The sequence below is a fragment of the Chryseobacterium amylolyticum genome (genome assembly GCF_051011775.1).
Taxonomy (GTDB): Bacteria; Bacteroidota; Bacteroidia; order Flavobacteriales; family Weeksellaceae; genus Chryseobacterium.
Genome location: NZ_JBPCHX010000003.1, coordinates 552,894 through 579,213 on the forward strand (window position 1 = coordinate 552,894; position 26,320 = coordinate 579,213).

21 protein-coding genes and 1 riboswitch are annotated in these 26,320 nt (G+C 38.8%); of the genes, 19 read left to right on the top strand and 2 right to left on the bottom strand.

Annotation, left to right across the window (positions count from 1 at the left end):
- Positions 1-3: 3 nt before the first annotated feature.
- Positions 4-963: a hypothetical protein gene (locus ACR1PO_RS11180; protein WP_433986820.1), complete on the bottom strand. Its 960-nt coding sequence runs from the start codon at positions 961-963 to the stop codon at positions 4-6.
- A 382-nt stretch (positions 964-1,345) separates the two neighbouring features.
- On the opposite strand from ACR1PO_RS11180, the gene ACR1PO_RS11185 reads away from it, so the two are divergent.
- The 19 genes from ACR1PO_RS11185 (at position 1,346) to ACR1PO_RS11275 (ending at position 25,256) form a co-directional block, all read left to right on the top strand.
- On the top strand, positions 1,346-1,669 hold the full coding sequence (locus ACR1PO_RS11185) for a DUF6660 family protein (protein ID WP_433986821.1): 324 nt from the start codon (positions 1,346-1,348) through the stop codon (positions 1,667-1,669).
- A 147-nt stretch (positions 1,670-1,816) separates the two neighbouring features.
- Positions 1,817-6,178: a CusA/CzcA family heavy metal efflux RND transporter gene (locus ACR1PO_RS11190; RefSeq protein WP_433986822.1), complete on the top strand. Its 4,362-nt coding sequence runs from the start codon at positions 1,817-1,819 to the stop codon at positions 6,176-6,178.
- 1 nt (position 6,179) lies between these two features.
- Positions 6,180-7,409 (top strand): efflux RND transporter periplasmic adaptor subunit, encoded by a 1,230-nt coding sequence (locus ACR1PO_RS11195; protein ID WP_433986823.1) that lies wholly within the window; start codon positions 6,180-6,182, stop codon positions 7,407-7,409.
- 132 nt (positions 7,410-7,541) lie between these two features.
- Positions 7,542-8,423, top strand: a complete 882-nt coding sequence (locus ACR1PO_RS11200) for a bestrophin family protein (RefSeq protein ID WP_433986824.1) — start codon at positions 7,542-7,544, stop codon at positions 8,421-8,423.
- Between the two features lie 16 nt (positions 8,424-8,439).
- Positions 8,440-9,336, top strand: a complete 897-nt coding sequence (locus ACR1PO_RS11205) for a cation diffusion facilitator family transporter (RefSeq protein WP_433986825.1) — start codon at positions 8,440-8,442, stop codon at positions 9,334-9,336.
- A gap of 17 nt (positions 9,337-9,353) precedes the next feature.
- On the top strand, positions 9,354-9,773 hold the full coding sequence (locus ACR1PO_RS11210; protein WP_332388362.1) for a Fur family transcriptional regulator: 420 nt from the start codon (positions 9,354-9,356) through the stop codon (positions 9,771-9,773).
- Positions 9,774-10,151: 378 nt separating this feature from the next.
- Positions 10,152-11,801 (top strand): heavy metal translocating P-type ATPase, encoded by a 1,650-nt coding sequence (locus ACR1PO_RS11215; RefSeq protein ID WP_433986896.1) that lies wholly within the window; start codon positions 10,152-10,154, stop codon positions 11,799-11,801.
- Positions 11,802-12,390: 589 nt separating this feature from the next.
- Positions 12,391-12,753, top strand: coding sequence for a hypothetical protein (locus ACR1PO_RS11220; protein ID WP_433986826.1), 363 nt, complete (start codon positions 12,391-12,393; stop codon positions 12,751-12,753).
- Positions 12,754-12,980: 227 nt separating this feature from the next.
- A complete protein-coding gene (locus tag ACR1PO_RS11225) occupies positions 12,981-13,256 on the top strand; it encodes a YHS domain-containing protein (RefSeq protein WP_433986827.1) in 276 nt (91 codons plus the stop codon).
- A complete protein-coding gene (locus tag ACR1PO_RS11230) occupies positions 13,243-13,920 on the top strand; it encodes an SCO family protein (RefSeq protein WP_433986828.1) in 678 nt (225 codons plus the stop codon). Before ACR1PO_RS11225 ends, ACR1PO_RS11230 begins: the two co-directional genes overlap by 14 nt.
- Before the next feature lie 185 nt (positions 13,921-14,105).
- Positions 14,106-14,780, top strand: coding sequence for a superoxide dismutase (locus tag ACR1PO_RS11235; RefSeq protein WP_433986829.1), 675 nt, complete (start codon positions 14,106-14,108; stop codon positions 14,778-14,780).
- 4 nt (positions 14,781-14,784) lie between these two features.
- A complete protein-coding gene (locus tag ACR1PO_RS11240; RefSeq protein WP_332388356.1) occupies positions 14,785-15,153 on the top strand; it encodes a hypothetical protein in 369 nt (122 codons plus the stop codon).
- Positions 15,154-15,366: 213 nt separating this feature from the next.
- Positions 15,367-16,197 (top strand): MbnP family protein, encoded by an 831-nt coding sequence (locus ACR1PO_RS11245; protein WP_332388355.1) that lies wholly within the window; start codon positions 15,367-15,369, stop codon positions 16,195-16,197.
- The gene (locus tag ACR1PO_RS11250) at positions 16,190-17,239 is read left to right on the top strand and encodes a cytochrome-c peroxidase (protein WP_433986830.1); all 1,050 of its coding nucleotides are present in this window, start codon (positions 16,190-16,192) and stop codon (positions 17,237-17,239) included. The genes ACR1PO_RS11245 and ACR1PO_RS11250 overlap by 8 nt, the downstream gene beginning before the upstream one ends.
- A 12-nt stretch (positions 17,240-17,251) precedes the next feature.
- The gene (locus ACR1PO_RS11255; protein ID WP_433986831.1) at positions 17,252-18,199 is read left to right on the top strand and encodes a transporter; all 948 of its coding nucleotides are present in this window, start codon (positions 17,252-17,254) and stop codon (positions 18,197-18,199) included.
- 93 nt (positions 18,200-18,292) lie between these two features.
- A riboswitch (cobalamin riboswitch) is annotated at positions 18,293-18,480 on the top strand.
- A gap of 110 nt (positions 18,481-18,590) precedes the next feature.
- A complete protein-coding gene (locus ACR1PO_RS11260) occupies positions 18,591-20,624 on the top strand; it encodes a TonB-dependent receptor (protein ID WP_433986832.1) in 2,034 nt (677 codons plus the stop codon).
- Positions 20,621-21,754, top strand: coding sequence for a YncE family protein (locus ACR1PO_RS11265; protein ID WP_332388351.1), 1,134 nt, complete (start codon positions 20,621-20,623; stop codon positions 21,752-21,754). The genes ACR1PO_RS11260 and ACR1PO_RS11265 overlap by 4 nt, the downstream gene beginning before the upstream one ends.
- A gap of 14 nt (positions 21,755-21,768) precedes the next feature.
- The gene (locus ACR1PO_RS11270) at positions 21,769-22,962 is read left to right on the top strand and encodes a cell surface protein (RefSeq protein ID WP_433986833.1); all 1,194 of its coding nucleotides are present in this window, start codon (positions 21,769-21,771) and stop codon (positions 22,960-22,962) included.
- A gap of 35 nt (positions 22,963-22,997) precedes the next feature.
- On the top strand, positions 22,998-25,256 hold the full coding sequence (locus ACR1PO_RS11275; RefSeq protein WP_433986834.1) for a DUF5074 domain-containing protein: 2,259 nt from the start codon (positions 22,998-23,000) through the stop codon (positions 25,254-25,256).
- A 136-nt stretch (positions 25,257-25,392) separates the two neighbouring features.
- Here ACR1PO_RS11275 and ACR1PO_RS11280 read toward each other — a convergent pair whose 3' ends face one another.
- Positions 25,393-26,148, bottom strand: a complete 756-nt coding sequence (locus tag ACR1PO_RS11280) for a T9SS type A sorting domain-containing protein (RefSeq protein WP_332388347.1) — start codon at positions 26,146-26,148, stop codon at positions 25,393-25,395.
- Positions 26,149-26,320 lie beyond the last annotated feature (172 nt).

Below are 26,320 nucleotides of genomic sequence, written 5' to 3' on the forward strand. Positions count from 1 at the left end.
TGGTTATTTTTGTGTTGATAAAAGTTGTTGAACCTGTTGTTCCAGTTTTTCAATTTTTGCAGACTGGGCTTTTAGAGCTTCATTTTCATGCTTAAAATGTTTCAGCTGTTCTGATTGTTGCTTTATTTGTTTATTCTGCTCAATTGAATAAAGAGTTAGTTCTTCAATTTTCTGCAATAATTTTATTTGGAATTCACCCACATTCACACCTTCTTTTTCCATTACTTTAGCAGAAGCAATTTCAGGAAGGTGCTTTTTCTCTTTGATGTGTTTCTCAACTTCTTCTAGTTTTGGAAGATCGTATTTTTCGTCAAATACAAAATCGGCAGTAGGAGTTAGAGTAACTTTTACTTCTTTGGCTTCAAATTTCCCCTGTAATAGAGCATTTCCATTGGGTTTAATGGCAAGTTGTACTTTCTTGTTTGTAATAAAATTAATGGCTCCAAAATCCGGGGTTGTAATCTCATTTTCAATATTAAAGTCACCATAAGTTCCATACCTGAAGCCATTACCTGAGTAGGTGGAATTTACTTCCAGATTAGCTGTAGTACTATTATATGCTAAACTGACTATAGCACTACCCCCGGTTTGTCCTACAGATGTAAACTTTCCCAGAGACAAATTTTGGTTGTTTATATTGTCCTGAGCTATATGTAGTTTGGCGTTAGGACTACTGGTTCCAATGCCTATATTTCCATTGTCGTTGATTACCAGCTTTCGGTCATTGTAATCTCCTTTGGAAACTATCCATTGAGAGCCATGAAGATCACCAAAAAACCATCCGTTATCTCCATTAAGATATTGAGTCTGAATTCCTCTGATAAAGCCTCCATCGTTTACACTTCTTTTTAAATATATAGTTGGAGAATATGCCTGTACAGTAACTTCAGAAAATGTTTGGGCCTGTTGTGAAAAAGCAAGGGATGAAACCAATAAGGCCATCGAAAATAATTGTGTTTTCATAATTATTAATTAAAATTTATTTTTTTTGTAAAAATATAACCGCAAGGTGACAAGGGGTGTCGTGTTTAATAATAATTTATCAGGATCGATAAATACTTTTTAACGAGTTTTTTTTGTTTGTAAATTTACAAAAATTTATAGATTTTTTTGGTTTTAATTTCGTGTGTTAATATATTTTAATACAAATAATATAATTTTATATTTTATTTAATGAATATTTTATTTTGTTGTTTTTTTTATTGTGACAAGTGCCTATATGGTGAATTTTTTTTTAGCCAAAATCTGTTCTGTCAAATGAAGTGTAACTAAAAACTAGACTTTTTTATGATCCGGTTATATAAAAAAGATCTCGACTTTATAAAAAATCTCTACCTTTGTAACAATGAACCTCTTAAGATGGATACTGGCAGTTTACTTTATGGCGTTATCATTGATGCCATGTGCTGATGTATCCCATCCGCAGAATTCGGGGAATAAAACAGCTTCCCTGAGTGTTCAGGAAAATCATTCAAAAGAAAAAGGAGACATCTGTTCTCCGCTGTGTACATGCAGCTGCTGCCAGATGACGGTTTCAGCATTTAAGATGGATCCGTTATTAGAAATTCCTGAGCAGATTCAGACTTACTTTTCAAAGAAGATCTTATTCCACAAAAATGACTTTGCTTACCAGATTTATGATCCTATCTGGCAGCCTCCTAAAATTTAATTTTTATTGATTTTCAGAAAGTTTTGCTTTCTGATAGTTATCTGTGCTTGAAACTTTGCAATACCATTGCAGAGGTTTTCAGGATATTTTTGCTGCAGTATTGTACGCTGTATGCATTCATTTTTCAATAAAAATTAAATACAAATTGTGTTAGATAAAATTATAAGATTCAGTATCAAAAACAAGGTAATCATTGGTTTGATGACCCTGGTGCTGATCATCTGGGGTACCTGGAGTGCTACCAGATTACCCATAGATGCGGTGCCGGATATTACCAACAATCAGGTACAGATTATTACTGTATGCCCTACATTGGCAGGGCAGGAAGTGGAACAGCTGGTTACTTTTCCCATTGAGCAGAGTATTGCCAATGTTCCCGATATTCAGGAAACAAGAAGTATTTCAAGATTCGGGCTCTCTGTAATTACAGTGGTGTTCAAAGAAAATGTAGATGTTTACTTTGCGAGACAGCTCATTAATGAACAGCTGAAAAATGCAGTGGAAGAAATTCCCAAAGGGGTAGGAACTCCTGAGCTGGCTCCCGTAAGTACAGGCCTTGGGGAAGTGTATCAGTATATTCTTCACCCTAAAAAAGGAAGCGAGAAGAAATACAATGCCAAGGAACTCCGTACCATGCAGGACTGGATCGTCCGGAGACAGTTAAACGGAACACCGGGAGTGGCGGAGATCAACAGTTTCGGGGGTGAATTAAAGCAATATGAAGTGGCTATCGACCCCAATCGTTTGAAAGCAATGGGAACCAGCATCACCGAAATATTTACGGCTCTTGAAAAAAACAATCAGAATACAGGAGGAGCTTACATTGATAAAAAGCCGAATGCTTATTTTATCCGTGGAATTGGTTTGGTAACTTCACTTGAGGATATCAAAAACATTGCTGTTAAAAACGAAACAGGAAGCGTTCCGATTTTTATAAAGGATGTTGCCGATGTCCGTTTAGGAAGTGCTGTCCGTTATGGTGCATTAACCTATGACGGAAAAGTAGATGCTGTAGGTGGAGTAGTGATGATGCTAAAAGGGGCCAACAGTAATGAAGTGGTCAGCAATATTAAAGCAAAAATTCCCACCATTCAGAAATCTCTTCCGGATGATGTGGTGATAGAACCATTCCTTGACAGGACAGATCTGGTAGACAGGGCAATCAATACCGTGGAGAAAAACCTGATCGAAGGAGCTTTGATCGTTATTTTCGTTCTTGTGATTTTTCTTGGAAACCTGAGAGCGGGACTTATCGTGGCTTCAGCCATTCCGCTTTCCTTGCTGTTTGCGCTAGGAATGATGAATGTTTTCGGAGTAAGTGCCAATCTGATGAGCCTTGGAGCCATTGACTTCGGATTGATTGTTGACGGTGCTGTAATTATTGTAGAAGCCACATTGCATCATTTAGGCGTAAGAAAATCTGTCCGTGCTTTGACACAGTCTGAAATGGATGAAGAAGTGTTTCTTTCTGCATCAAAGATCAGAAGTAGTGCCGCTTTCGGAGAAATCATCATTCTTATCGTATACATCCCGATTCTTACATTGGCTGGCGTAGAAGGAAAAATGTTTACTCCAATGGCTAAAACAGTAGGTTTTGCCATTTTGGGGGCATTGATTCTGTCGTTGACCTACATTCCGATGATGAGTGCCCTGTTTTTATCCAAGAAAATATCCCACAAAGAAACTTTTTCTGATAAAATGATGAACCGCCTGCAAAAGGTATATCAGCCATTATTGCAGAAAGCGATCAAAGTAAAATATATGATTGTTTCAGTGACTGCTGTGGTTTTTCTTATCTCCGCTTTTATTTTCAAGAATATGGGTGGGGAATTTATTCCGCAGCTGCAGGAAGGAGATTTTGCTTTCCACTGTATTTTACCGCAGGGAAGCTCATTAAGTCAGAGTATAGAAACCTCCATGCAGGCATCAAGGATTATCAAGCAGTTTGATGAGGTGAAAATGGTAGTCGGGAAAACCGGTTCTGCTGAGGTACCTACAGATCCGATGCCCCCTGAAGCTACAGATATGATCGTGGTATTAAAACCGCAAAGCGAATGGAAAAGCAAGAAATCCTACAATGAACTGGCCGATGAGATCAGTGAAAAGCTGGAAACGATTCCTGGAGTATTCTTTGAAAAAAACCAGCCTATCCAGATGCGTTTCAATGAATTGATGACCGGTATCAGACAGGATGTTGCTGTGAAAATTTTCGGAGAAAACCTTGATTCATTAGCTGTGTATGCAGATAAAGTTGGGAAAATCATTCAGACCGTGGATGGAGCTACAGCGCCTCAGATTGAGAGAGTAAGTGGTCTTCCGCAGATCAATGTACAGTATGACCGAACAAGAATCGCCAATTACGGATTGAATATCGAAGATGTCAATAATGCAGTAAGCACAGCCTTTGCCGGAAAAGCTGCCGGTCAGGTTTTTGAAAATGAGAGACGTTTTGATCTGGTAGTCCGTCTCGACAGCCTTCACAGAACAGACATTTCGGATGTGAATAACCTGATGATTACGTCTGCCAGCGGAGCTCAGATTCCATTATCACAGGTGGCTGATATCAGTTACAAACTTGGACCGGCGCAGATCAGCCGGGAACAGGGAAAACGGAGAATTGTGATAGGTTTCAATGTAAAAGACCGTGATGTGGAAAGTGTGGTGAAGGATATTCAGGCAAAACTGGATAAAGTGAAACTTCCTTCCGGTTACTACTTTACCTATGGAGGACAGTTTGAAAACCTGCAGGAAGCGAGTAAACGCCTGATGATTGCTGTTCCGGTATCATTACTTCTTATTTTTATGCTGCTGTATTTTACATTCCGTTCGTTCAAACAGGCTGCATTGATCTTTACTGCGATTCCTATGAGTGCTATTGGTGGTGTATTTGCGCTTTTGATAAGAGATATGCCATTCAGTATCAGTGCCGGAATCGGGTTTATTGCTCTTTTCGGAGTAGCAGTACTGAACGGAATTGTTTTGATCGGAACATTCAACCAATTAGAAAAAGAGGGTGAAACCGATATTCTGAAAAGGGTATTTGAAGGAACAAAAACCAGATTGAGACCTGTATTAATGACGGCTACAGTAGCTTCATTAGGATTCTTGCCGATGGCTATTTCCACCGGAGCAGGGGCGGAAGTACAGAAACCTCTTGCCACAGTAGTGATCGGAGGTTTGGTGACAGCTACTTTCCTTACATTATTCGTTTTGCCGATGCTGTATGTCATTTTTAACACAAAGATTTTGAAAAGAAAAAATAATAATACGGGAATGTTTACTGCGATCCTTGTTGTAGGATTCATAATGCTGGGACAGACTTTCAAAGCACAGTCCAGACCGGTTTCTGTAGAACAGGCAGTAGAGCAGGCGTTGGATAATAATCTGACTTTACAGTCAAAAGATTTAAGTATTAAATCCGCCGAAGCATTAAGGCCCACGGCCAAAGAACTTCCTAAGTTAAGTTTTGAAGCACAGCTTGGACAATACAACAGTCCGAAGTTTGACCAGTCGTTTGCGATTTCGCAGAGTATCCCTTTTCCAACACTTTTTAAAGCAAGAAAAGACTTGATCAATGAGAATATTAAAAGCAGGCAGATTGATAAAGAAATCACAGCGAATGAACTGGTAAAACAGGTTCGTACCTACTACTATCAGATCGAATACCTTCAGTATAATAAAGCCCAGCTGACCAGCCTGGACCAATATTATGAGGAATTTATCAGAATTGCAACCGTAAGATTCAAAGCAGGTGATATCAAAAAGATTGAAATCAGTACCGCAGAAACTCAGAAAGGAGAAATTGATCTCCTGCTAAGACAAAATGAAGTCTTTCTGAACAATGCTTATAAGAATTTAAAAACCCTTATGAACACCTCAGAAGATATTGAAGTACCGTTTAATAAAGACTATATTCCTCTGAAAGCAGAAAGTGTGCTCGACAGTACCGTGGTAGCTGACAATCCCACTGTAAAAGCCTTTTACCAGGAAATGGAGATTGCCGAGAAAAACAAAAAAGTTGAAAAATCGCTGGGACTTCCCGATTTCAGTGTGGGATATACCAATCAATCCCTGATAGGTTTCCATACCATCAACGGGCAGGAGAATTTTTATAATTCCGGAAAGCGTTTTCAGTCAGCAACAGTAGGAGTAGCTATTCCATTGACATTTGGAGCTACAAAAGCAAGAATACAGGCGCTGGAATATGAAAAACAGGTCGCCGAAACCAATGCGAAAATGCAGCAAAAACAGCTTTCTGCACAGTTGGAAAATGCATTCAGTCAGTATCAGCAGGACTTACAGCAGTATGAATATTACACGAATCAGGCACTTCCGAATGCTGAAAAAATTGTAAAAGCAGCTCAGCTAGGATATAAAACAGGGGAAATTTCCTATGTAGAATATCTTTTTGCCCTGCAGACTGCAACCAATATTCAGTTAAAATACCTGGAATCTATCCAGCAGGTGAACCAATCTGTCGTTACTATTAATTCAATCATCAATAAATAACATGAACCTAAAACACAATATCATATATCTTGCAGTCACGACCCTTTCGATCATAAGCTGCGGAAAACAGGAAAAGGAAACGGAAAATGCTGATGTAAAAACCGAGCAGTCCGAAAAAGGCCATGACGGGGAGCCTCAAAACATAGCTTCTCTTACAGAAGAACAAATGAAATCTGTAGGAGTTGCTTTGGGAACTGTAGAAATGAAAGAGCTTACCTCTACGATAAAAGCCAATGGTTTGCTGAGTGTACCCAACAGTAATAAAGCAACCATTACCTCCCTGTATGGAGGCATCATCAAAACCATCAATATTCAGGTGGGAAGTATTGTAAAAAAAGGGCAGGTGATTGCCACCATTGCCAACCCGGAATACATCCGGCTTCAGGAAGATTATCTGACTACCAACAGCAGAATTACCTATGCAGAACAGGAGTACAGAAGACAGAGAGAGCTTTTTGATAATGATGCAGGAGCGAAGAAAAACCTTCAGAGTGCCGATGCTGAGCTGAAAACATTAAGAACAAAAAGGGTTTCCCTTTTGAAACAGCTCCAGATGATGGGAATAAGCCCGGGAAAAGTCAGTAATGGAAACATGAAATCCGGTTTGGTGATTACAGCACCTATCAGCGGGACGATCAGCAGTATTACGGCACAGATCGGCAGTTATGTTGATATTTCCTCTCCGGTGGCGACAGTAATTGATAATGGCTCTATTCATCTTGATCTTCAGGTATTTGAAAAAGATCTTCCTAAAATGAGAGTAGGGCAGATTGTTCATTTTAAACTGACCAACAACCCGGAAACTGAATATGATGCAAGAATTTACAGCATAGGATCTTCTTTTGAGAACGAAAGTAAAACCATCTCTATGCATTGTGAAGTGATAGGGAACAAATCCGGATTAATCGACGGAATGAACATTACCGGAATTGTAAGCCTTGATAAAAGCACAACTCCTGCAGTACCTACAGAAGCCATTGTAGAAGCAGACGGGAAATATTACGTGTTTATTCAGACCGATAAAAAAGTAGAAGAAGAGCATGAGGAAAAAGGAAAACCTCATCCGAAAACCTTAAATTTTGAAAAAATAGAAGTGGTAAAAGGAACGACTGATATGGGATATACTGCGATTACCCCGGTAGGAAATATTCCGGACAATGCAAAGATTGTGGTGAAAGGAGCCTTTTTCGTGAACGCAAAACTGGTAAATTCCGGGGAACACGAACATTAATGAAAGCATCCGGAATCTGGAAAATGTCAATTTTTATCCTTACATTAGAGCTGTTTACGGAATTTTTATTGAATAAAAACGGCAGGAAAAAAGTAAAGAGTATCTCACCGAATTTTAATAAATGACCTGATTATGTTACTGAACAAAAAAATATCAGTCTGGTATTTCATCCGTGAAATAAAAACCCAAATTCTGTTCATCGGAATATTTGCCATAGCGATCGGTCTTCTGGACGAGCTGCCATGGTTTCGTAAGATCTCGCTGCCTTTGAATATCCCTGCATTGCTGGGAACAGCAGTATCCCTGCTGCTGGCATTCCGGACTTCCCAGTCCTACGAAAGATGGTGGGAAGCCAGAACCGTTTGGGGAGCCATTGTCAATGATTCCAGAACTTTTGTGAGACTGGTCATTCAGTTTATGCCTGCCGGAGATGATAAAACCATAAAAGGTTTTGCCGAAAGACAGATCATCTGGACCTATGCGCTTGGAGAATCGCTGAGAAAACTTCCTTTTTCTGAAAAAGTACAACAATATCTGGATAAACATCAGATCAAAGCTGTTAACATTCCCAATGCAATGCTGGATGAACACTCCAGACAGCTGAAAGAAATTGCAGCATCCAAAGGATTGACCGATTTCCAGCAGATGCAGCTGAACGATATCATTACAAGACTTTGCGACAGTATGGGAAAATGTGAAAGACTGAAGAATACGGTTTTTCCGCGTTCTTACAGTGTTTTAGTCCATATTTTGATCTATGTTTTTGCCGCTATACTTCCGTTTGGGCTTGATGATTCACAGCTGCTGGTAGAAATTGCAATCACTTTTCTGGTTCCGGTGACATTCATTGCTATTGAAAAAACATCCATCATTATGCAGGATCCGTTTGAAAATGGCCCTGTAGATACTCCGGTAACTTCTCTGGCACAGACCATAGAGATCAATATCAGACAGATGACGGGTGAGCAGAATGTTCCGCCCAAAAAAGAAAATACATTGTATTATGAAATGTAAATAAACCATACACCCTATGGAAAACATACCAACACAAACGGTTTCTGCAGGAAGCAGACATAAAAAAAGCCTGCTGATTGTACTCTGCCTTAGCGGAACTTATCTTATTGCTGAGGTAATAGGGGGGATATTGACCAACAGTCTTGCATTACTGGCCGATGCAGCCCATATGCTGACTGATGTGGTAGGATTATTGCTGGCATTTATAGCCATCAAAATTGGAGAGAGAAAAGCAGATCCTTCCAGAACATACGGATATTACCGTACTGAAATACTGGCAGCAGTAATGAATGCTGTTGTATTGCTGGGAATTTCAATCTACGTTTTGTTTGAAGCATACCAGAGATTTCAGAATCCGCCTGAAGTACAAAGTAAATCGATGCTGATCGTTGCAGGAATAGGATTGATTGTCAATATTGCCGGAATGATGATCCTGAGAAAAGACTCGGAAGGCAGTCTCAATATGAAAGGAGCTTATTTTGAAGTCCTTTCAGATATGCTTACTTCAATAGGCGTAATGATTGCAGGCGTGATTATGCTGGCAACCGGCTGGTACTATGCTGACCCTTTAATTTCAGCTGCCATCGGACTGTTGATCTTCCCAAGAACATGGAGGCTGTTGAAAGAAGCCATTAATGTCCTGCTGGAAGGAACTCCTAAAGATGTGGATATTCATGCACTCCGGAAATCATTAGAAGAAATTCCGGGAGTAAAAGATGTTCATGATCTGCACGTATGGTCGCTGACATCCAGTGTGAATGCAATGAGTGCACATGTTGTAAAAGAGAACGGATATTCCCAGAATCAATTATTAAAAACATTGACAGATAAAACTGTGAATCATTTTAAAATCAGTCATACAACTTTTCAGATAGAAGAGGAAGGTTATGAAGAAAATGAAGTACATCTGTAAAATTTTAAAAGCGTACAATGAAAAAAGACATAGAACATAAGCTCATTGATAAAAATACCAAACCTACCAGCATGAGGATTCTGGTATATGATTTCTTAAGCTCTCAGGAAGCTGCTTTGTCCCTTTCTGAAATAGAAAATCATTTCGGCAATGCTGATAGAATCACCATCTACAGAACACTGAAAACCTTTGAAGAAAAAGGAATTGTTCACAGCATTCAGGAGAATACAACCACGAAATACAAGCTCTGTGAAGATGATTGTGACGAAAAAACACACAAAGACTGGCATCTGCATTTCTACTGTAAAATATGCAAACAGACTACCTGCAAAGAAGATATCTCCTTCCCTGAAAATATACAGACCAATTTCAGGATAGATGAAATACGGTTATTTGCCAAAGGAATCTGCGAAAACTGTCTTGAAAGTTTGCAATAGCATTGCATCAGTCACATCTTTACATTTGTATAAAAAATATCAGTTATGGAAAAATGCTGTAGTACAACCCCGGAAAAACCAGATACAAAAGGACACAAACATAACCACTCGGATGAAGACGGACATGACCACGATGGCCATGATCACTCTCACGATTCAGGAGATCAGACGGTCTTCCAGATGTTTCTTCCTGCGATTATATCCTTTATCATCTTATTATTGGGAATTGCCTTTGATAACTATATAAAACCTGCATGGTTTACAGGCTGGGTACGTCTGGTATGGTTCCTGGCAGCTTATATTCCTGTAGGATTCCCGGTATTGAAAGATGCTTATAAAAGTATCATCAGGGGAGATGTATTCTCAGAATTCTTTTTGATGGGTATCGCCACTATCGGAGCTTTTGCTATCGGAGAATATCCTGAAGGCGTAGCGGTGATGTTGTTTTATGCCGTAGGAGAAGTATTCCAGTCTATGGCGGTTACCAGAGCCAAAGGAAACATAAAAGCTTTATTGGATCAGCGCCCCGATGAGGTAACGGTGATGGAAAATAACCAGCCTAAAACAATAAAAGCTAAAGAAGCTAAAATTGGAGACACCATACAGCTGAAACCCGGTGAAAAACTTGCTTTGGATGGCGAACTGCTTTCAGACTCTGCTTCATTCAACACGGCAGCTTTAACGGGAGAAAGTAAACCTGATACCAAAAGTAAAGGTGAATTGGTTCTTGCCGGGATGATTAATATGAACAGTATTGCTTTAGTTAAAGTAAATACAGCTTACGAAGACAGCAAGCTTAGCAAAATTCTTGAGCTGGTTCAGAATGCCACCGCTCAGAAAGCACCTACAGAATTATTCATCAGAAAATTTGCGAAAGTATATACTCCAATTGTAGTATTTCTGGCTATAGGAATCTGTTTACTGCCTTATTTCTTTGTGAATGACTATCAGTTCAGGGACTGGCTGTACAGAGCATTGATCTTCCTTGTAATTTCTTGTCCTTGTGCCCTTGTAATTTCAATTCCTTTAGGATATTTCGGAGGCATTGGTGCCGCAAGCCGAAACGGGATCTTATTCAAAGGAAGTAATTTCCTGGATAGTATTGCAGAAATCCAGAATGTAGTGATGGATAAAACGGGAACGATGACTGAAGGTGTATTCAAAGTTCAGGAAGTAAGTATGAGCCCTGAATTTAATAAAGAGGAAATCCTGCAGATGGTGAATGCCCTTGAAAGTAAAAGTACCCACCCTGTCGCGACAGCTATTCACAACTATGTAGGAGATATTGATCACGCCATTCCTTTAGAAAATGTAGAAGAAATTGCCGGGCACGGATTGAAAGCAACCATTAATGGTAAAGAACTTCTGGTAGGAAACTTTAAGCTGATGGATAAATTCAATATCAGCTATGATATCAACCATGCTAATATTGTGTACACGGTAATTGCGGTAGCGTACGATAAAAAATTTGCAGGATATATCACGATTGCAGACAGTATAAAAGAAGATGCCAGAGAAACTGTAGACAATCTGCACAAAATGAATGTAAAAGCTACGATGCTGAGTGGTGATAAAGGTACTGTAGTGAAATATGTAGCAGACCAGCTGGGAATTGACAATGCATTCGGAGATTTGCTGCCTGAAGATAAAGTAAACAAGGTTAAAGAAATCAAAGCTAAAAACCAAACCGTAGCTTTTGTAGGAGACGGAGTCAACGATGCACCTGTAGTAGCTTTAAGTGATGTGGGCATCGCAATGGGAGGCTTAGGAAGTGATGCCACCATTGAAACAGCTGATGTAGTCATTCAGGATGATAAACCAGGTAAAATCCCAATGGCGATCAACATCGGGAAACAAACGAAAAAAATAGTCTGGCAGAATATCATCCTTGCCTTTGCTGTAAAAGCAGTCGTTCTTGTCCTGGGAGCCGGAGGGCTGGCCACCATGTGGGAAGCGGTTTTTGCCGATGTAGGAGTAGCGCTGCTCGCTATTTTAAATGCAGTGAGAATCCAGAGGATGAAATTTTAAGAAGCAAATAATACACACAACTCAATTATATTGAATAAAAGCTCTGCTGGTCTACAGTGGGGCTTTTGTTTTTTAATTAATATCATGCAAGCCATTCCGTATAAATCCGTATTATGCAGTTGAGACTCCTACGGAGTGACAAAGGGACTGCCTTTACTTTCTGTATAAACTATATGATTAAACTATGTGGCTGACAATTGCACAAAAAATAATACACACAGCTTGTCATTCCGTAGGAATCTCTACAAAGAGAAATCAAACGAGTATTCAATTTTATCGGAGATAAAATCTTTGCGCCTTAAACAGTAAACATTGAAAAAACTTGCGTCTTTGCGTCTACCCAACAAAACATAAAAAAAGCTCTGCCAAAAACATCAGCAAAGCTTTTATCAACAAGATTAAATTGTATATAAAGAACTAAATTTTTATTTAGGTCTAAGTCTCACTCAAAGTTCGGAATAATATTATACCGGTGACAGGCACAGTTTTGTGATTTTTATAGGTAACAGTAGATAGCCATAATGACATTGATCATAAATCTGTGATAAAACAATTTTGAAGTAGTATATTTGTAACAGAGAATACATCGTTGAGGTTAATACTTTCCATATTCATCATTTTTACCGTTGCATTACGTCCTGTTTTGCCACTGGTAAACTATGCTGTGAACTATGATTATATTGTTAAAAACCTTTGTGAGAACAGAAATGTACCGCAATCAACCTGTAACGGGAAATGCTATGTGGAAAAAGAACTGGCCAAAACAGAAAAACAGTCCAATAGTTCTCAAACGATAAAGATGGCCGGGTTAGATGTCTTTGTATCTCATGATATTCTTTCATTTTCCTCACAGCTGAACTCAGAATTACTTACTGAGGTTCTGGATTCAAGCTACTTTAATTCTCATTCTTCAGAATACTTTTCAAGGATATTCCATCCTCCGTTAGCTTAATTTTATTTTTAAACTATACTTTTAGTTTGTAAGTTGAAGTTCTAAAAAGCTTTTACTTATACAATCATTGAAAACACACTGCACAATACAATAAACGATTGTAAGCGGTAAAAAATACATAAGTTCTTAAAGAATTTTGTGTTTATCAGGCTTATCATTCCGTAAGTTTAAGCTGTGTTTTGTGTTATAATTTATTTTAACATTATTAATCTCAATTTACCATTACAATGAAATATCTCGTTATTTCGGTTGCTGTGCTGTCGGTATCATTGCTGTCATGCACCAAAGAAACCCCTAAGGTAAAGCATGCAAGCCACATGGACTCTTCCGGAAAGAAAATAGAAAATGTTCAGGTCGTGAACGAAGAAGATCCTGTCTGCCATATGAAAACAGCCGGATCTCTAAAAGATACTGCGGTATATAAGAATAAAACGTACGGTTTTTGCAGTGTGTACTGCAAAGGTGAATTCAAAAAAAATCCTGAAAAATATGCCCAAAAATAAGAAGCCTAATAATAAAAGTAAGGTAATCATTCCTATTGCGTTATTTGCATTGCTTTTCCTGGGAATTGGCATAGGAATGGGCTATTTTAAAAAGAATCTTTACACTGTGATGAAAGTTCCGGATTTTGAACTCACTGATCAGAACAGTAAAAAAATCACCAATAAAGACATGCTGGGAAAAGTATATCTTGTTGAGTTTTTCTACAGCAAATGTCCTACCATATGCCCGGTGATGAATACCAATATGAAAGCCATCCAAAACCAGATTAATGACCCAGATTTCGGTATTATCTCTATCAGTATTGATCCGGAAAATGATACCCCTGCAGCATTGAAAGAACATGCTGCAAGAATAGGAGCAAAATCCCCGAACTGGCATTTCCTGACCGGAGACCGTACCTATATTGGTGATCTTGCGGATAAATTTAATATCTACGTTGGCGATAAAGAAGATGAAGGAGAAAGCCTGAACCACAGTGGAATGATCGCTCTGGTAGATCAGGACGGAAATATCCGCTGCAGATATAATAAAGAAAATATGCCGATCCTTTATTATTCAGGATTGAATTACGGAGATCCGGAAGGTAAAACTCCTGTGCTCACAGGAAAATATCATCCCGACAGGGAAATTCTGATTGAGGATATTAAGAAATTATTGAAATAGAGAAGAGGGAAGCTGGATGTTTGAAGCTGGAAGTTATTCCGGACGATGCAGCTCTGGCGATTTTTGAGATGGCTGTAAAGGTAAATAGAAGCTGAAGAAATTATGTTACCGCATTCATTACTTCCAGCCTCCATCTCCCATCTTCAGCTAATAGAAAACATTGTTCAACCATAAACAAAAACGTTATGAAGATTATGAAAATAGCTGCCTTAAGTGCAGTTTTCGCGGCTCAGTTTGTACTGGCTCAGTTTAAGCAGACTCCTCTGCCGTATGCTTATAATGCTCTGGAAGGAAATATTGATGCCCAAACGATGGAAATTCATTATTCAAAACATGGTGCAGCTTATGCAGCCAATTTGAATAAAGCCATTGCAGGCACTCCACAGGAAAAAGAAACGTTGTTTCAGATTCTTTCCAATGTATCAAAACTGCCTGCTGCAGTAAGAAATAATGCCGGAGGACATTACAATCATGAATTGTTCTGGACGGTTCTTACCCCTCAGAAAAACACCCAGCCTTCTGCAAAATTGGCAAAAGCAATCAATGAAACTTTCGGAAGTATGGATGCTTTTAAAGAAAAAATGTCTAAGGCAGGAGCAGACCGTTTCGGTTCCGGTTGGGCGTGGCTTTCTGTAGATAAAAACGGAAAACTATTCGTTTCCTCAACTCCAAATCAGGATAATCCTCTGATGGATGTTGTAGAAGAAAAAGGAACTCCTATCTTCGGAATTGATGTCTGGGAACATGCTTATTATTTAAAATATCAGAATAAAAGAGCAGATTATCTTACCGCAATCTGGAATGTTACCAACTGGAAAGAAATCAGCAGAAGATATGACGAAGCGATAAGTAAGAAATAAACTCATGAAATTGTTTTACAGCATACTTTTTACTTTTTATATGGTGCTAAGGCCTTTAGTGCCTGTGGTAGAGTATGCTGTAAATTATGATTATATCGTTAAGGTTCTCTGTATTAATAAAAACAGACCCGAGATTCACTGTAATGGAAAATGTTACCTGAGTAAAGAATTGGCCAAAGCTAATGATTCAGAATCTTCCCCTTTTCAGAAACTCAAAAACTCAGGACAGAAAATTCTTGATATTTATATCCTTCCTGAAACTACAGCGATTAATGCTACGGAAAGACGACCGTTTTTCAATTTCAACTTCACTTACGAAACAGCCTATTCTTTTCTGTTTCTGACCCATATTTTCAAACCACCGGTTTTTTAAGTTAAAACTATCACTATTCAACCACAAAAGCCACAAAAGCTTATTTAAATTAAAAATCTTTGATTTTTAAAAGCTTAAGTGTTCTTATCATACATACGGCTTATCACTTAAAAAATTTAAGTGTAAAAACTTCTGTGTCTTTTACGGTAAAAAGAATGTTTTTCACATTCAAAATAACACATTCAAAATTGCATTCAACTTAAAAAATCAACAATGAAAATTTCTCAATTTTTATCACTATTCTGTATTGCCTTTATTTTATTCTCTTTTACAGCGTGCGAAAACAGCAGAGATGATGATAACCCACAGGATACTGCGCCAGGAAAACTTCAGATCAAGTTTGAAAACGGATTTAATAACGTAGGAGACATTGTCCTGAATCAGACCGTTCAGACTTCTTCCAACGGTCAGAAACATAATTTTTCTGCTCTGAAATACGTCATCAGTAATATCGCATTGATAGATGAAAATGGAAATGAATTTAAATACAATGAAAACAATCCTGATAAAGGTGCATTTATTGTCGATCAGGCAGATGCCGTAGCCGGAATTATCTACCTTAATCTGGATGGCATTCCGAAAAACAATTATAAAAAAATAAGATTCGGTTTAGGGATCAGTCAGAAAGCCTATTTATTAGGACAGGACGGACAGGCTGAATTCTGGACGAAGGCCAAGCAGAAAGGAATGTCCTGGTCATGGGCAGCAGGATATGTTTTTGTAAAACTGGAAGGGAAATATGGAACAGATGCTGCATCAAAAGAATTCATGAATCATACCGGAAATATGGGGAATACCACAGCCAATAATACTCCGGATCTTTACCGTGAAATCACATTAAACTTTCCAACAACAGCCAGAGTAACAGGACAAATTCGTCCTTCAGTTCATATTCTTGCGGATCTGAACCAGTTTCTGAGCGGAGACAAACCCCTTACTCTTACCACAGCCAATGACATGCTGATGGGTTCCAACCAGCATTTGGTAGACGTTACCAATAATCTTACAAAAATGTTCAAAGTAGACCACGTTCACAATGATTAATTTTTTTATCAAAACAATACTGGTGCTGCTTGTATTCGTATTAAGCTTTATTTCATGTTCTGATGAGGTGATACAACCGCTGGAAAAGGACGAAGCCTACAATCTGCAGTTTCCGTCTTATTTCCCGGAAATGACTTTCGATCAATCAGCCAATCCGGTGACAAAAAACGGAGTGGAGCTGGGACGAAAATTATTCTATGAAGGCAGGCTGTCCAGGAATAATACCATTTCATGCGGTTTCTGCCATATCCAGGAAAATGCTTTTACTCATCACGGCCATACCGTAAGCCATGGCGTGGATGACAGAATAGGAATCCGGAATGCGCCAGCCATTCAGAATATGGCTTTTTTGAAAAGATATATGTGGGACGGTGTGATTCATAATCTGAATGAACAGCCCATCAGCCCGATTACAGATGTGAATGAAATGGACAGCTCTATACCGGAAGCGATTTCGAAAATAAAAGATGATCAGAAATATAAAAAACTGTTCCGAGAAGCTTATGGAGATGAAACCATTACCGGCGAAAGAATTTTAAAAGCATTATCACAGTTTATGGCTTCTTTAATCTCTGCGGATTCAAAATATGACAGATTCAGACAGGGAAAAGAGCAGCTTACTTCGGCAGAATCTCAGGGAATGGTATTGTTCAGACAGAAATGCGCTTCATGCCATAGCGGAGAACTGTTTACTGATGAAAGTTTTCGAAATACAGGAATGTATTACAATACAGAATTCAAAGATGCCGGACGTTACAGGGTTACCCTTAATCAGACAGACTGGATGAAATTCCGTGTCCCCAGCTTAAGGAATGTGGAATATACTGCTCCTTATATGCATGACGGAAGATTTTACACCTTAGAGGCAGTACTCAATTTCTATTCAGATCAGGTGGAAGATAATCCCAATCTTGATCCCCAGCTGAAACAGAACGGGCATGTTGGAATTGCCATGAACAGCCAGGAAAAACAATCCATCATTGCGTTCCTGAAAACATTATCAGATAAAAGTTTTATCTCCAATCCAAAATTTGCAGAATAAATTACAGAAGACATGAAGAAGATTATAATGATACTAAGTTTGATCCTGTTGAATCAGTATCAGGCGAAGGCCATAAGAGACAGCGCTTATATTGCTCCGGAAACTTTTAGCAGATTCGATTTTGATGATGATTGTGATGCGTGCGGTTGTGCAGCAGGAAACGGTTCTTCCGGTTTTGAATCTTTGCTGAATCCACAGTTTATCGGAATCAAATACTTTGCACAACATTACAAAGCCAAAGAAAATTTATTTGTAAAAGACCTTACGCAGGATCAGTATTTCAATACTTTACAGCTTTGGGGGAAAGTTCCACTGACTAAAAAACTAAGTGTTTATGCAAGTCTGCCCTTCCATTTCCATGAAAAACGGACCATGCAGGGAGATATCAAAATCAATGGAGTAGGGGATATGAATCTGATGGGAATTTACCAGCTGATGAATTCTAAAGATAATTTCCATCACCTGAGCGGAGGTTTAGGCGTGAAAATTCCTCTGGGAAAATTTGATGAAAAAGGAGCATCCGGTGTCAATCCAAGTTTTCAGCTGGGAACCGGAAGCTGGGATTATCAGGCTGCTTTGAATTATAAATTTCAAAAGAATAAGGTCGCAGTATTGGTCAATACAGACTATACGATCAAAACAGAGAACAAGAAAAATTACCGTTTCGGAAACCAATGGAACTATGCCGCAACAGGTTTTTATCAGGTTGCAGGAAACGAAAAGTCGATCTTTTCTGTAAAAACCGGAGTGCAGGGTGAAGTGTATGCACAGAATAAACAGTTTGATGAAGCCTTGCCCAATACAGCAGGAAGTGCTTTGTACGGAAAATTAGGCTTTGAAGCTTCCTATAAAAAGCTGAGCCTGGGAAGTGAAGTCATGCTTCCGATGTATACTCATCTGGCGGGAGGAGATATTGAAGCCAAATCAAGATTCAGTATTTTCCTGAATATTGGAATTTAAAAAGAAAACCCTCGTTGAAATCATGTTAAAGCTCCTTCGGGAGCTTTAATTGTTTATAAATCATGATTTTAGTTGGGTATTAGGAATAATTATTTATCTTTGCCGGAATTTGGTGAGCCGTAAAAAGCTCTTAAAAGGGAATCCGGTGAAAATCCGGAACAGACCCGCTGCTGTAAGCTCCGCACCAAAGTTTTTGAAGAAAAATATCCACTGTTTTCAGGAATGGGAAGGATTTCAAAAATGGAGTAAGTCAGAAGACCTGCCAGAAAATAATCGTTTGACGCTTTCGTGGAATAAAGCTTAGGACATCAATGATTCTGTGCAGTGACCGCTGTGCTTTATCCTTGTATTCTTATATCCATTAGCGTCATCATTATCCCTAAATGAGCTAATGGTGGCAAAACTAACTACTTCTGCAATTTATAAAGCTGTTTTCACTATACTGGTGTTAACATCCCATCTTGTGCTTTCCCAAACCAGAAAAAAAGACAGTCTTCAGGAAGAAACCATTAAAGGAATCAACCTTTATAAAAAGAATTTCAAAGAAATCCTTCCTGCACAAACTTTACAGGGCGAACAGCTGGAAAGACTGAACAGTCATTCTGTAGCAGATGCGCTGCGGTATTTTTCGGGTGTCCAGATTAAAGATTATGGTGGATTGGGTGGTTTGAAAACCATTAATATCCGAAGCATGGGAAGCCAGCATGTAGGGGTTTTTTATGACGGGATTCAGTTGGGAAATGCCCAGAACGGACTGGTTGATCTCGGAAGATACTCTTTGGATGATCTTGAAGAGATATCATTGTACAACGGTCAGAAAAGTGAGATTTTTCAGCCGGCAAAAGATTTCGGTTCTTCAGGGTCTATTTATTTACAGCCTAAAACGCCTGTTTTTAAAGGAACAAGAAAAACGAATCTTACAATAAGAGCAAAAAGTGCTTCCATAGACCTTTTCAATCCGTCATTCCGTTTGGAGCAGAAGATTTCAGAAAGGGTTTCTGCCAGCTTCAGTGGAGAATTTATGCAGAGTGACGGAATTTACAGATTTCGGTATGCCAAGAAATATCCTGACGGGCAGCAGGCTTATGATACCATTGCCAGGAGACAGGACTCAGATATCAAGGCAAAACGTTTTGAAACTTCTTTAAATGGAATTTTAAATAACGGAAGCTGGAATATCAGAGGGTATGGGTATATTTCAGACCGCGGAATGCCGGCACCTATAGTCAACGGACGTTTTGGAGGAAGAGGAGCGAGACTTTCTGATGAAAATTATTTTGTACAGGCCAAGCTGAGAAAAAAGCTGTTCCCGAAATTTGAAACACAGCTGAAAGCAAAATTCGCATACGATTATACCCATTTTATGGATACGGTTCGCTCACAGTCTGTCATTCATACCGATAACACTTATATTCAACGGGAGTTTTATATTTCCTCATCCAATATCTATTCAATCACACCCAACTGGGATGTCAGTCTGAGCGGGGATTTTCAGTACAATAATCTGGATGCCAATCTGGATAATTTTTCATATCCTACGCGCTATACCACATTGGTAGCGTTGGCAACAACCTATCAGTGGAACAGGTTCAAAATTCTGGGAAGCCTTTTAGGAACTTTTACATTTGAAGAAGTAAGGAAAAACAAAAGACCGGGAGATGCCAGGGAGTGGACGCCAGCCGTATTTATGAGCTATCAGCCGGAGATCATCCCGGAACTGACACTCAGAGCATTCTATAAACGGATTTTCCGGCTTCCAACCTTCAATGATCTCTATTATACCAATATCGGAAACACTTACCTGAAGCCGGAATTTACCAACCAGTATGATCTTGGATTTACCTATCAGAAGAATTATAGCAACCGTCTCGTTAAAACCTTTTATGCTAAAGTTGATGGTTACTACAATAAAGTACAGGATAAAATTGTAGCCGCTCCCAACGGAAGCATGTTCCGCTGGCTGATGATGAACCTTGGAATGGTTGAAATCATTGGTGCTGATGTGAATGTACAGACAGAACTTCAGCTGGGAAAAGTAACTCTTAGACCTTTGCTTTCCTATACTTATCAGAGTGCAAAAGATGTGAGTGATCCTGAAGATACTTTCTACAAAAATCAGATTCCTTACACACCATGGCATAGCGGATCTTTCAGTCTGATGGCAGATTATAAAGACTGGAGCTTCAATTACAGCGCAATGTACGTGGGAGAAAGATATGATGTGAACCAGGATAATATTCAGTACAATTATGTGCAGCCATGGTATACTCATGATCTCTCTGTTCAGAAAAAATTCAGCTGGGCGAATCATCAATTTAAAGTAAGCCTTGAGATGAATAATATTTTCAATCAATACTATGATGTGGTTATCAATTATCCGATGCCCGGAAGAAATTTTAAACTTATTCTAAACTTTAGCCTATGAGAAAACTAAACTTTTATTTTTTATTTCTTGTCTTAGCTTTTCTTACGTCATGCCGTACAGATGATATTATTGTCCGTCAGGAAGTGGTAGAAGGGCTTCCTTCAGAAAATACTGCAATAAAAGGCTTTTACATGCTGAATGAAGGGAATATGGGCAGTAACAAATGTACCCTGGATTTTTTTGATTATACCAAAGGAACTTATTTCAGAAATATTTACGCGGAAATCAATCCCAATGTGGTAAAAGAACTCGGTGATGTAGGAAATGATATCAAAGTGTATGGAAGCAAACTTTATATTGTTGTCAATGTTTCCAACAAAATAGAAGTGCTGGATGCCAGAACAGCTAAACGCATTACGTCTATTCCTTTGCAAAACTGCAGATATCTTGCCTTCAAAGACGGGAAAGTTTATGCCAGCAGCTATGCGGGTCCTGTAGCTATTAACCCGAAAGCTCCAAAAGGAAAAGTAGTGGAAATCGATACAACATCGCTCTCTATCCAGCGTGAAGTAGTGGTAGGCTATCAGCCGGAGGAACTGGAAATTGTAGGAAATGCCTTATTTGTAGCCAATTCCGGAGGATACAAAGCTCCTGATTATGATAATACGGTTTCCGTAATCGATCTGAATACTTTTACAGAAATTAAAAAAATAGAAGTTGCTATTAACCTTCATCACATTAAAAAGGACAATTACGGTGATCTGTATGTAAGCTCCAGAGGAGATTATTATAATGTCCCTTCCAATCTTTATGCAATAGATGCAGCAACAGGAACTGTCAAGAAAAACTTTCATCTCTCAGTCAGTGAAATGACGATCGTGAATGATAAACTCTATTTCTATGGCAATGAATTCAATTACAATACCCACAGCTATAAAAAATCATTTGGGATTATTGATGTGAAAACAGAAGAGATTATCGCCAACAGTATTTTTGATAAAGAATATGAAGCCGCTATTAAAACACCTTACGGAATTGCCGTAAACCCCATCACAGAAGATATCTACATCACAGATGCCAGAAATTACGTATCCATGGGATTGGTGTACTGCTTTGATAAAAACGGACACTTTAAATGGAAAACGGAGGGTGGAAATATCCCTGCCCACTTCGCTTTTTTATACAAATAACCAAACTTTAAAACATGAACAGAAATACCTTTACTTATTTAAAAGCCGGATTTTTATCCTTTTTCCTTTTAGGAGTGATTGCCTGTAAACACGATGACGAAGATGAATTTACATTCAGAGGGCTTGATGATTCTTACACCATTGAACGCTTGAAAGTATTAAGTATTCCTACGAATGCATCAGGATCGGTTACCTGGAGTATTAACGATTCTATTATTTCTCAAAACCCGGAACTTGAATTTATCAGTCTGAATGCTGATGCTTATCCTCTGACTTTAAAGATTAACAGTAAAGGAAACGAACAGGTTTTTCATTCTAAAATTATTGTTACCAAAGAAAAAACACCTTATAGTAAATACATTTCAAAAGTATTGGAGTTCCGCCCCGCGGTTGGGCAGTTCATGAACGAAATCCCGGAATATGTACCCGGAAATACAGCTGCTAATATGCTCCAGAAAGCTAATGAATCCTTAGTTGGAGGCAATTCTACCATGATCAGTCTGGGAGGATATGGCGGATATGTTGTGTTCGGGTTTGACCATACCATCCCCAATCTGAATGGAAGGGATTTTAAAGTACTGGGAAATGCATTCTTTGGAAATGATGCCAGTGAGCCGCGTTCAGGATCCTGTGAGCCGGGGATTATTATGGTAGCTTACGACAGAAACAAAAACGGAAAGCCGGATAACGATGAATGGTACGAAATTGCAGGCAGTGAATATTTTAAAAATACGACCGTAAAAAACTACAGCATAACCTATTATAAGCCTGACGAAAATAAAACACCTGTAGCCGGAACTGAATTCTGGCAGACTGATGTGGAATATATAAAGTGGAGTGATAATCTTGGCAATCAGGGATTCAAAACAAAAAATACCTTTCACGCACAAAGCTATTATCCTTTGTGGTTTACCGATAGTTCTTACGGCTTTTCGGGAACCAGGCTTGCAAATAATTTCTTCGATCAGAACGGAGACGGTTCCTATTGGGTAGGAAAATCATATGAGTTCGGATATGCAGATAATGCTCCGAATAATGATGAAGCTTCCAATATTGATATTTCATGGGCAGTAGACAGAAGCGGAAAATATGTAAAACTTCCTGGAATCGATTTTATGAAAATATATACGGGAGTCAATCAGGAAGCCGGCTGGCTGGGAGAGGTTTCTACAGAAGTGGCAGGAGCTTATGATCTGCACTTCAAATAATAAATCAATAATACAATCTATTTAAATTAATAAAAATGAAAAAGTTTTATCTTTTTATGATGCTTTTTCTGTTTGCATGCTTATCCAATGCACAGATAAAAGTACAGGGAGTACCCAGAAATGATATTTCAGGGATCAGTCAGCTTAATACCACTACCATCAGTTTTTCTGATATTCAGTATTGGGTAGGGTCGGGAGCCAATCAGGCTGCTTTTGTCGTACAATGGAATGACGCTAAAAATCCTGATGCTATGGTCTGGGGCTACAAATGGGACGGAAATGCCACAGGAGAAGACATGCTGAAAGCCATTGCTAAAGCAGATCACAGGCTGTACACTTTGCTGTATCAGGGAACACAGTTCGGATCAGCAGTCGGGGGAATAGGTTTTGATCTTAACGGTCAGGGTACCAACGCCCTGATCAAAAACGGAAATAGCACATATCCGTTATATCCTGTGAACGGTTTTGTAAACACAACAGCTTATGATTTTGACAGTTATACAATTGTAGACGCTGCCAATGATCACTGGCAGTCAGGATGGACAGTTAACGGATACTGGGCTTATTGGGTAAAGAATCCGGCTGATGCAGATTTCGGATATTCCAGTGTTGGTGCTTCTTCACGTGCATTGCAAAATGGTTCATGGGATGTATGGAATTTCAATGTAGGATTTAATGAAACACCTGTTTCTTCTACCATTACTCCGGTTTCTCCATACGTAGCTTCTACAAACTATACCAACGGATATTTTATGGTAAACGAAGAATGGTTTGGCCATACCAACGGTTCTGTAAATTTCATTGATAATAACGGTCAGATCAATTATCGTGTTTACAGTAATGCAAACAATAACCAGGCTTTCGGTGCCACCACACAATACGGAACAATCTATGGAGACAAATTTTACTTTGTATCAAAGCAGGCTGCCGATGGAGGAGATACTCAGTATACGCCGGGTGGAAGACTGGTTGTAGCCAATGCGCAGACCATGCAGAAAATTGCTGGATTTAATAACATCGGAGGTGGTGATGGAAGATCATTTGTAGGGGTGAACGTGCATAAAGGTTATATTGGTACTTCTACCGGAATAGTCCTTTTCAATATCGACAATCTGCAGGTAGGTTCCCTGATTACCGGAACCGGCGGAACCGGCCAGATTGGAAACATGATCCGTACTTCACAATATGTATTTGCAGTGAAGCAGGGGGTCGGAATTTTAGTAATCGATCCCAATACGGATACCATAGTGAGCACTGTTGCCGGAGGATTCTATTCAGTAGTTCAGGCTAAAGACGGAAGTATATGGGGAATTCAGGATCAGAAGCTGATCAGCATCAGCCCTACCACGTTTGCAACACAGGTTTACAATATTCCTACCACTAAATACATTGGGGACTGGGGAGCATGGAATGCAGGAAGATTTACGGCAAGTAATAAAGAAAATGCCTTATACTGGATCAATTCAATCAGCAGCTTTAGTTCAGGAACACAGATTGTAAGATTTGATGTTACAACAAAAACATTTAACGAAAACTTTGCAGCAATTCCGGGACAGACAGGGCAGTTTAAGCAAATTCCTTACGGTGCAGCTCTTCGTGTAAACCCTGTTACCGGTGAACTTGTTCTGAATACCACAGAAAGCGGGTATGGTGCACACTTCCAGAAAAACTGGATTCATACCTACAATATGAGCGGGACTCTTATCAATACCAAAACACTGAATGATTATTATTGGTTCCCTGCATTGACGGTATTTACCAATAATTCAGTTCCTGTTGTAAGCAATATTTTACCTTCACAGGTTACAGCAGCAAATACGACTTCGATCGATCTGAAATCAGTAATCTCTGATGCGGACAACATGACAGTATCGGTTGTAAAGTCTATAAAATCAAACAGCAATCCTACAGTCGTTTCCGCAGTGATTAATAATAATGACGAGCTGGTTTTGACACCACTTGTTTCAGGTACATCTGATATTGTGATCAGCTTTAATTCCAATGGTAAATTAGTGGAGAAAACACTTACAGTGACTAGTACAACATCAACTCTGGCTACTGCTGAGGTGAAGAAACTTGAATTCAGTATGTACCCTAATCCGGTTACTGATATTCTTACCATTAAAACACAGGAGAAAATTCAGAATGTTTCTATCTATGATGCTTCTGGCAGAGCCATCAATGCACAGCTGAATAACGGACAAATCAATGTAAGTGCTCTTCCAAAGGGTGTTTATATTGTAAAAGCGGTAACAGATAAAGCGGTATATCAGCAAAAAGTTATCAAAAACTAATACTATTTTAGATAGTTAATCTTGTTAGTCTAACCCTGGCCAAATTGGTCAGGGTTTTTTAGTAAATATTGAATTGTAAATAAAAGCCCGGCAAGCTTAAAAGCTTGCCGGGCCTGATCTGTTATGTATCTTTTCCTTACTTGATGGTCACTTTTTTAGAATATGTTTTTCCTTCTTTTGTAGTGATGTTCATGATATACACTCCCTGTGGCTGCTTGGTTTCAAATGTATTGGATGTCAGCTTGGAACGGAATACTTCTTTTCCTGAAGTATTGGTCAGGGTTACTTCTGAACCGGCTGCAGAAATATTTTTATCAAGAGTGAACTGTCCGTTTTGGTTATGGGCCATAAAGTTGATGAACGGATCTTTATACTGATAAGCATAATATACTCTAAGCTCACCGCCAATATTCAATAATCCTGAATTCACATTGATTTTGATACGGTCAAAAGGAATGTTCATCGTCATTTCAATTTCACCTTTGCTTGGATCTCCGGCACCAAGGTTGATCAGTTTGGTGGCAAGACTTGTGTAATCGTTGTTGGAGACATCTCCATTAAATGTTTCAATAGAAACACCTCCCAATACCTGGGCAGACAGAGGCGTTCCGTTTGAACCAATGGCTAGAACAAGCTTGTTGGTATTGTTCGCGATATTGGTAGTTGGGAAGATCAATGTCTGTTCCGTTCTCGCCAGAAGACCTACTGAAACCTGAAGGGTAGAGTAGTCATTTTCGTTACTTCCTACTGCATTTTGAGGATTCAAAACACCACAACCTAAGCATACGCCAAGTACCTGGTTGGTTTGGCTGCTTGCATAAGTTTTTACAATCTGTGCAAAAGACATTGAGCTCGTTAAAAATAGAAATGATGCCAAAATTGCAGCTTTCATTGTGCGTTGGCTAAATAATAAATAAGTTTTCATATGTAGAAAATTTTGGGTTTTAGCTTTTTGTAAATTTATAAATAAAATGATTATGTTGTTTATTTTATTTCATAATTAAGTGATTTGTTAATAATTTGTTGATATTTGTGATTATGAATTTGTTTTATTTAATGTGGTG

Coding starts and splice junctions, on each gene's coding strand:
- ACR1PO_RS11235 (WP_433986829.1), top strand. CDS start 14,106: ATGAAGATTATGAAAATAGCTGCCTTAAGTGCAGTTTTCGCGGCTCAG.
- ACR1PO_RS11205 (WP_433986825.1), top strand. CDS start 8,440: ATGGAAAACATACCAACACAAACGGTTTCTGCAGGAAGCAGACATAAA.
- ACR1PO_RS11275 (WP_433986834.1), top strand. CDS start 22,998: ATGAAAAAGTTTTATCTTTTTATGATGCTTTTTCTGTTTGCATGCTTA.
- ACR1PO_RS11250 (WP_433986830.1), top strand. CDS start 16,190: ATGATTAATTTTTTTATCAAAACAATACTGGTGCTGCTTGTATTCGTA.
- ACR1PO_RS11195 (WP_433986823.1), top strand. CDS start 6,180: ATGAACCTAAAACACAATATCATATATCTTGCAGTCACGACCCTTTCG.
- ACR1PO_RS11240 (WP_332388356.1), top strand. CDS start 14,785: ATGAAATTGTTTTACAGCATACTTTTTACTTTTTATATGGTGCTAAGG.
- ACR1PO_RS11225 (WP_433986827.1), top strand. CDS start 12,981: ATGAAATATCTCGTTATTTCGGTTGCTGTGCTGTCGGTATCATTGCTG.
- ACR1PO_RS11260 (WP_433986832.1), top strand. CDS start 18,591: ATGGTGGCAAAACTAACTACTTCTGCAATTTATAAAGCTGTTTTCACT.
- ACR1PO_RS11210 (WP_332388362.1), top strand. CDS start 9,354: ATGAAAAAAGACATAGAACATAAGCTCATTGATAAAAATACCAAACCT.
- ACR1PO_RS11215 (WP_433986896.1), top strand. CDS start 10,152: ATGGGTATCGCCACTATCGGAGCTTTTGCTATCGGAGAATATCCTGAA.
- ACR1PO_RS11230 (WP_433986828.1), top strand. CDS start 13,243: ATGCCCAAAAATAAGAAGCCTAATAATAAAAGTAAGGTAATCATTCCT.
- ACR1PO_RS11280 (WP_332388347.1), bottom strand. CDS start 26,148: ATGAAAGCTGCAATTTTGGCATCATTTCTATTTTTAACGAGCTCAATG.
- ACR1PO_RS11265 (WP_332388351.1), top strand. CDS start 20,621: ATGAGAAAACTAAACTTTTATTTTTTATTTCTTGTCTTAGCTTTTCTT.
- ACR1PO_RS11255 (WP_433986831.1), top strand. CDS start 17,252: ATGAAGAAGATTATAATGATACTAAGTTTGATCCTGTTGAATCAGTAT.
- ACR1PO_RS11200 (WP_433986824.1), top strand. CDS start 7,542: ATGTTACTGAACAAAAAAATATCAGTCTGGTATTTCATCCGTGAAATA.
- ACR1PO_RS11180 (WP_433986820.1), bottom strand. CDS start 963: ATGAAAACACAATTATTTTCGATGGCCTTATTGGTTTCATCCCTTGCT.
- ACR1PO_RS11270 (WP_433986833.1), top strand. CDS start 21,769: ATGAACAGAAATACCTTTACTTATTTAAAAGCCGGATTTTTATCCTTT.
- ACR1PO_RS11245 (WP_332388355.1), top strand. CDS start 15,367: ATGAAAATTTCTCAATTTTTATCACTATTCTGTATTGCCTTTATTTTA.
- ACR1PO_RS11185 (WP_433986821.1), top strand. CDS start 1,346: ATGAACCTCTTAAGATGGATACTGGCAGTTTACTTTATGGCGTTATCA.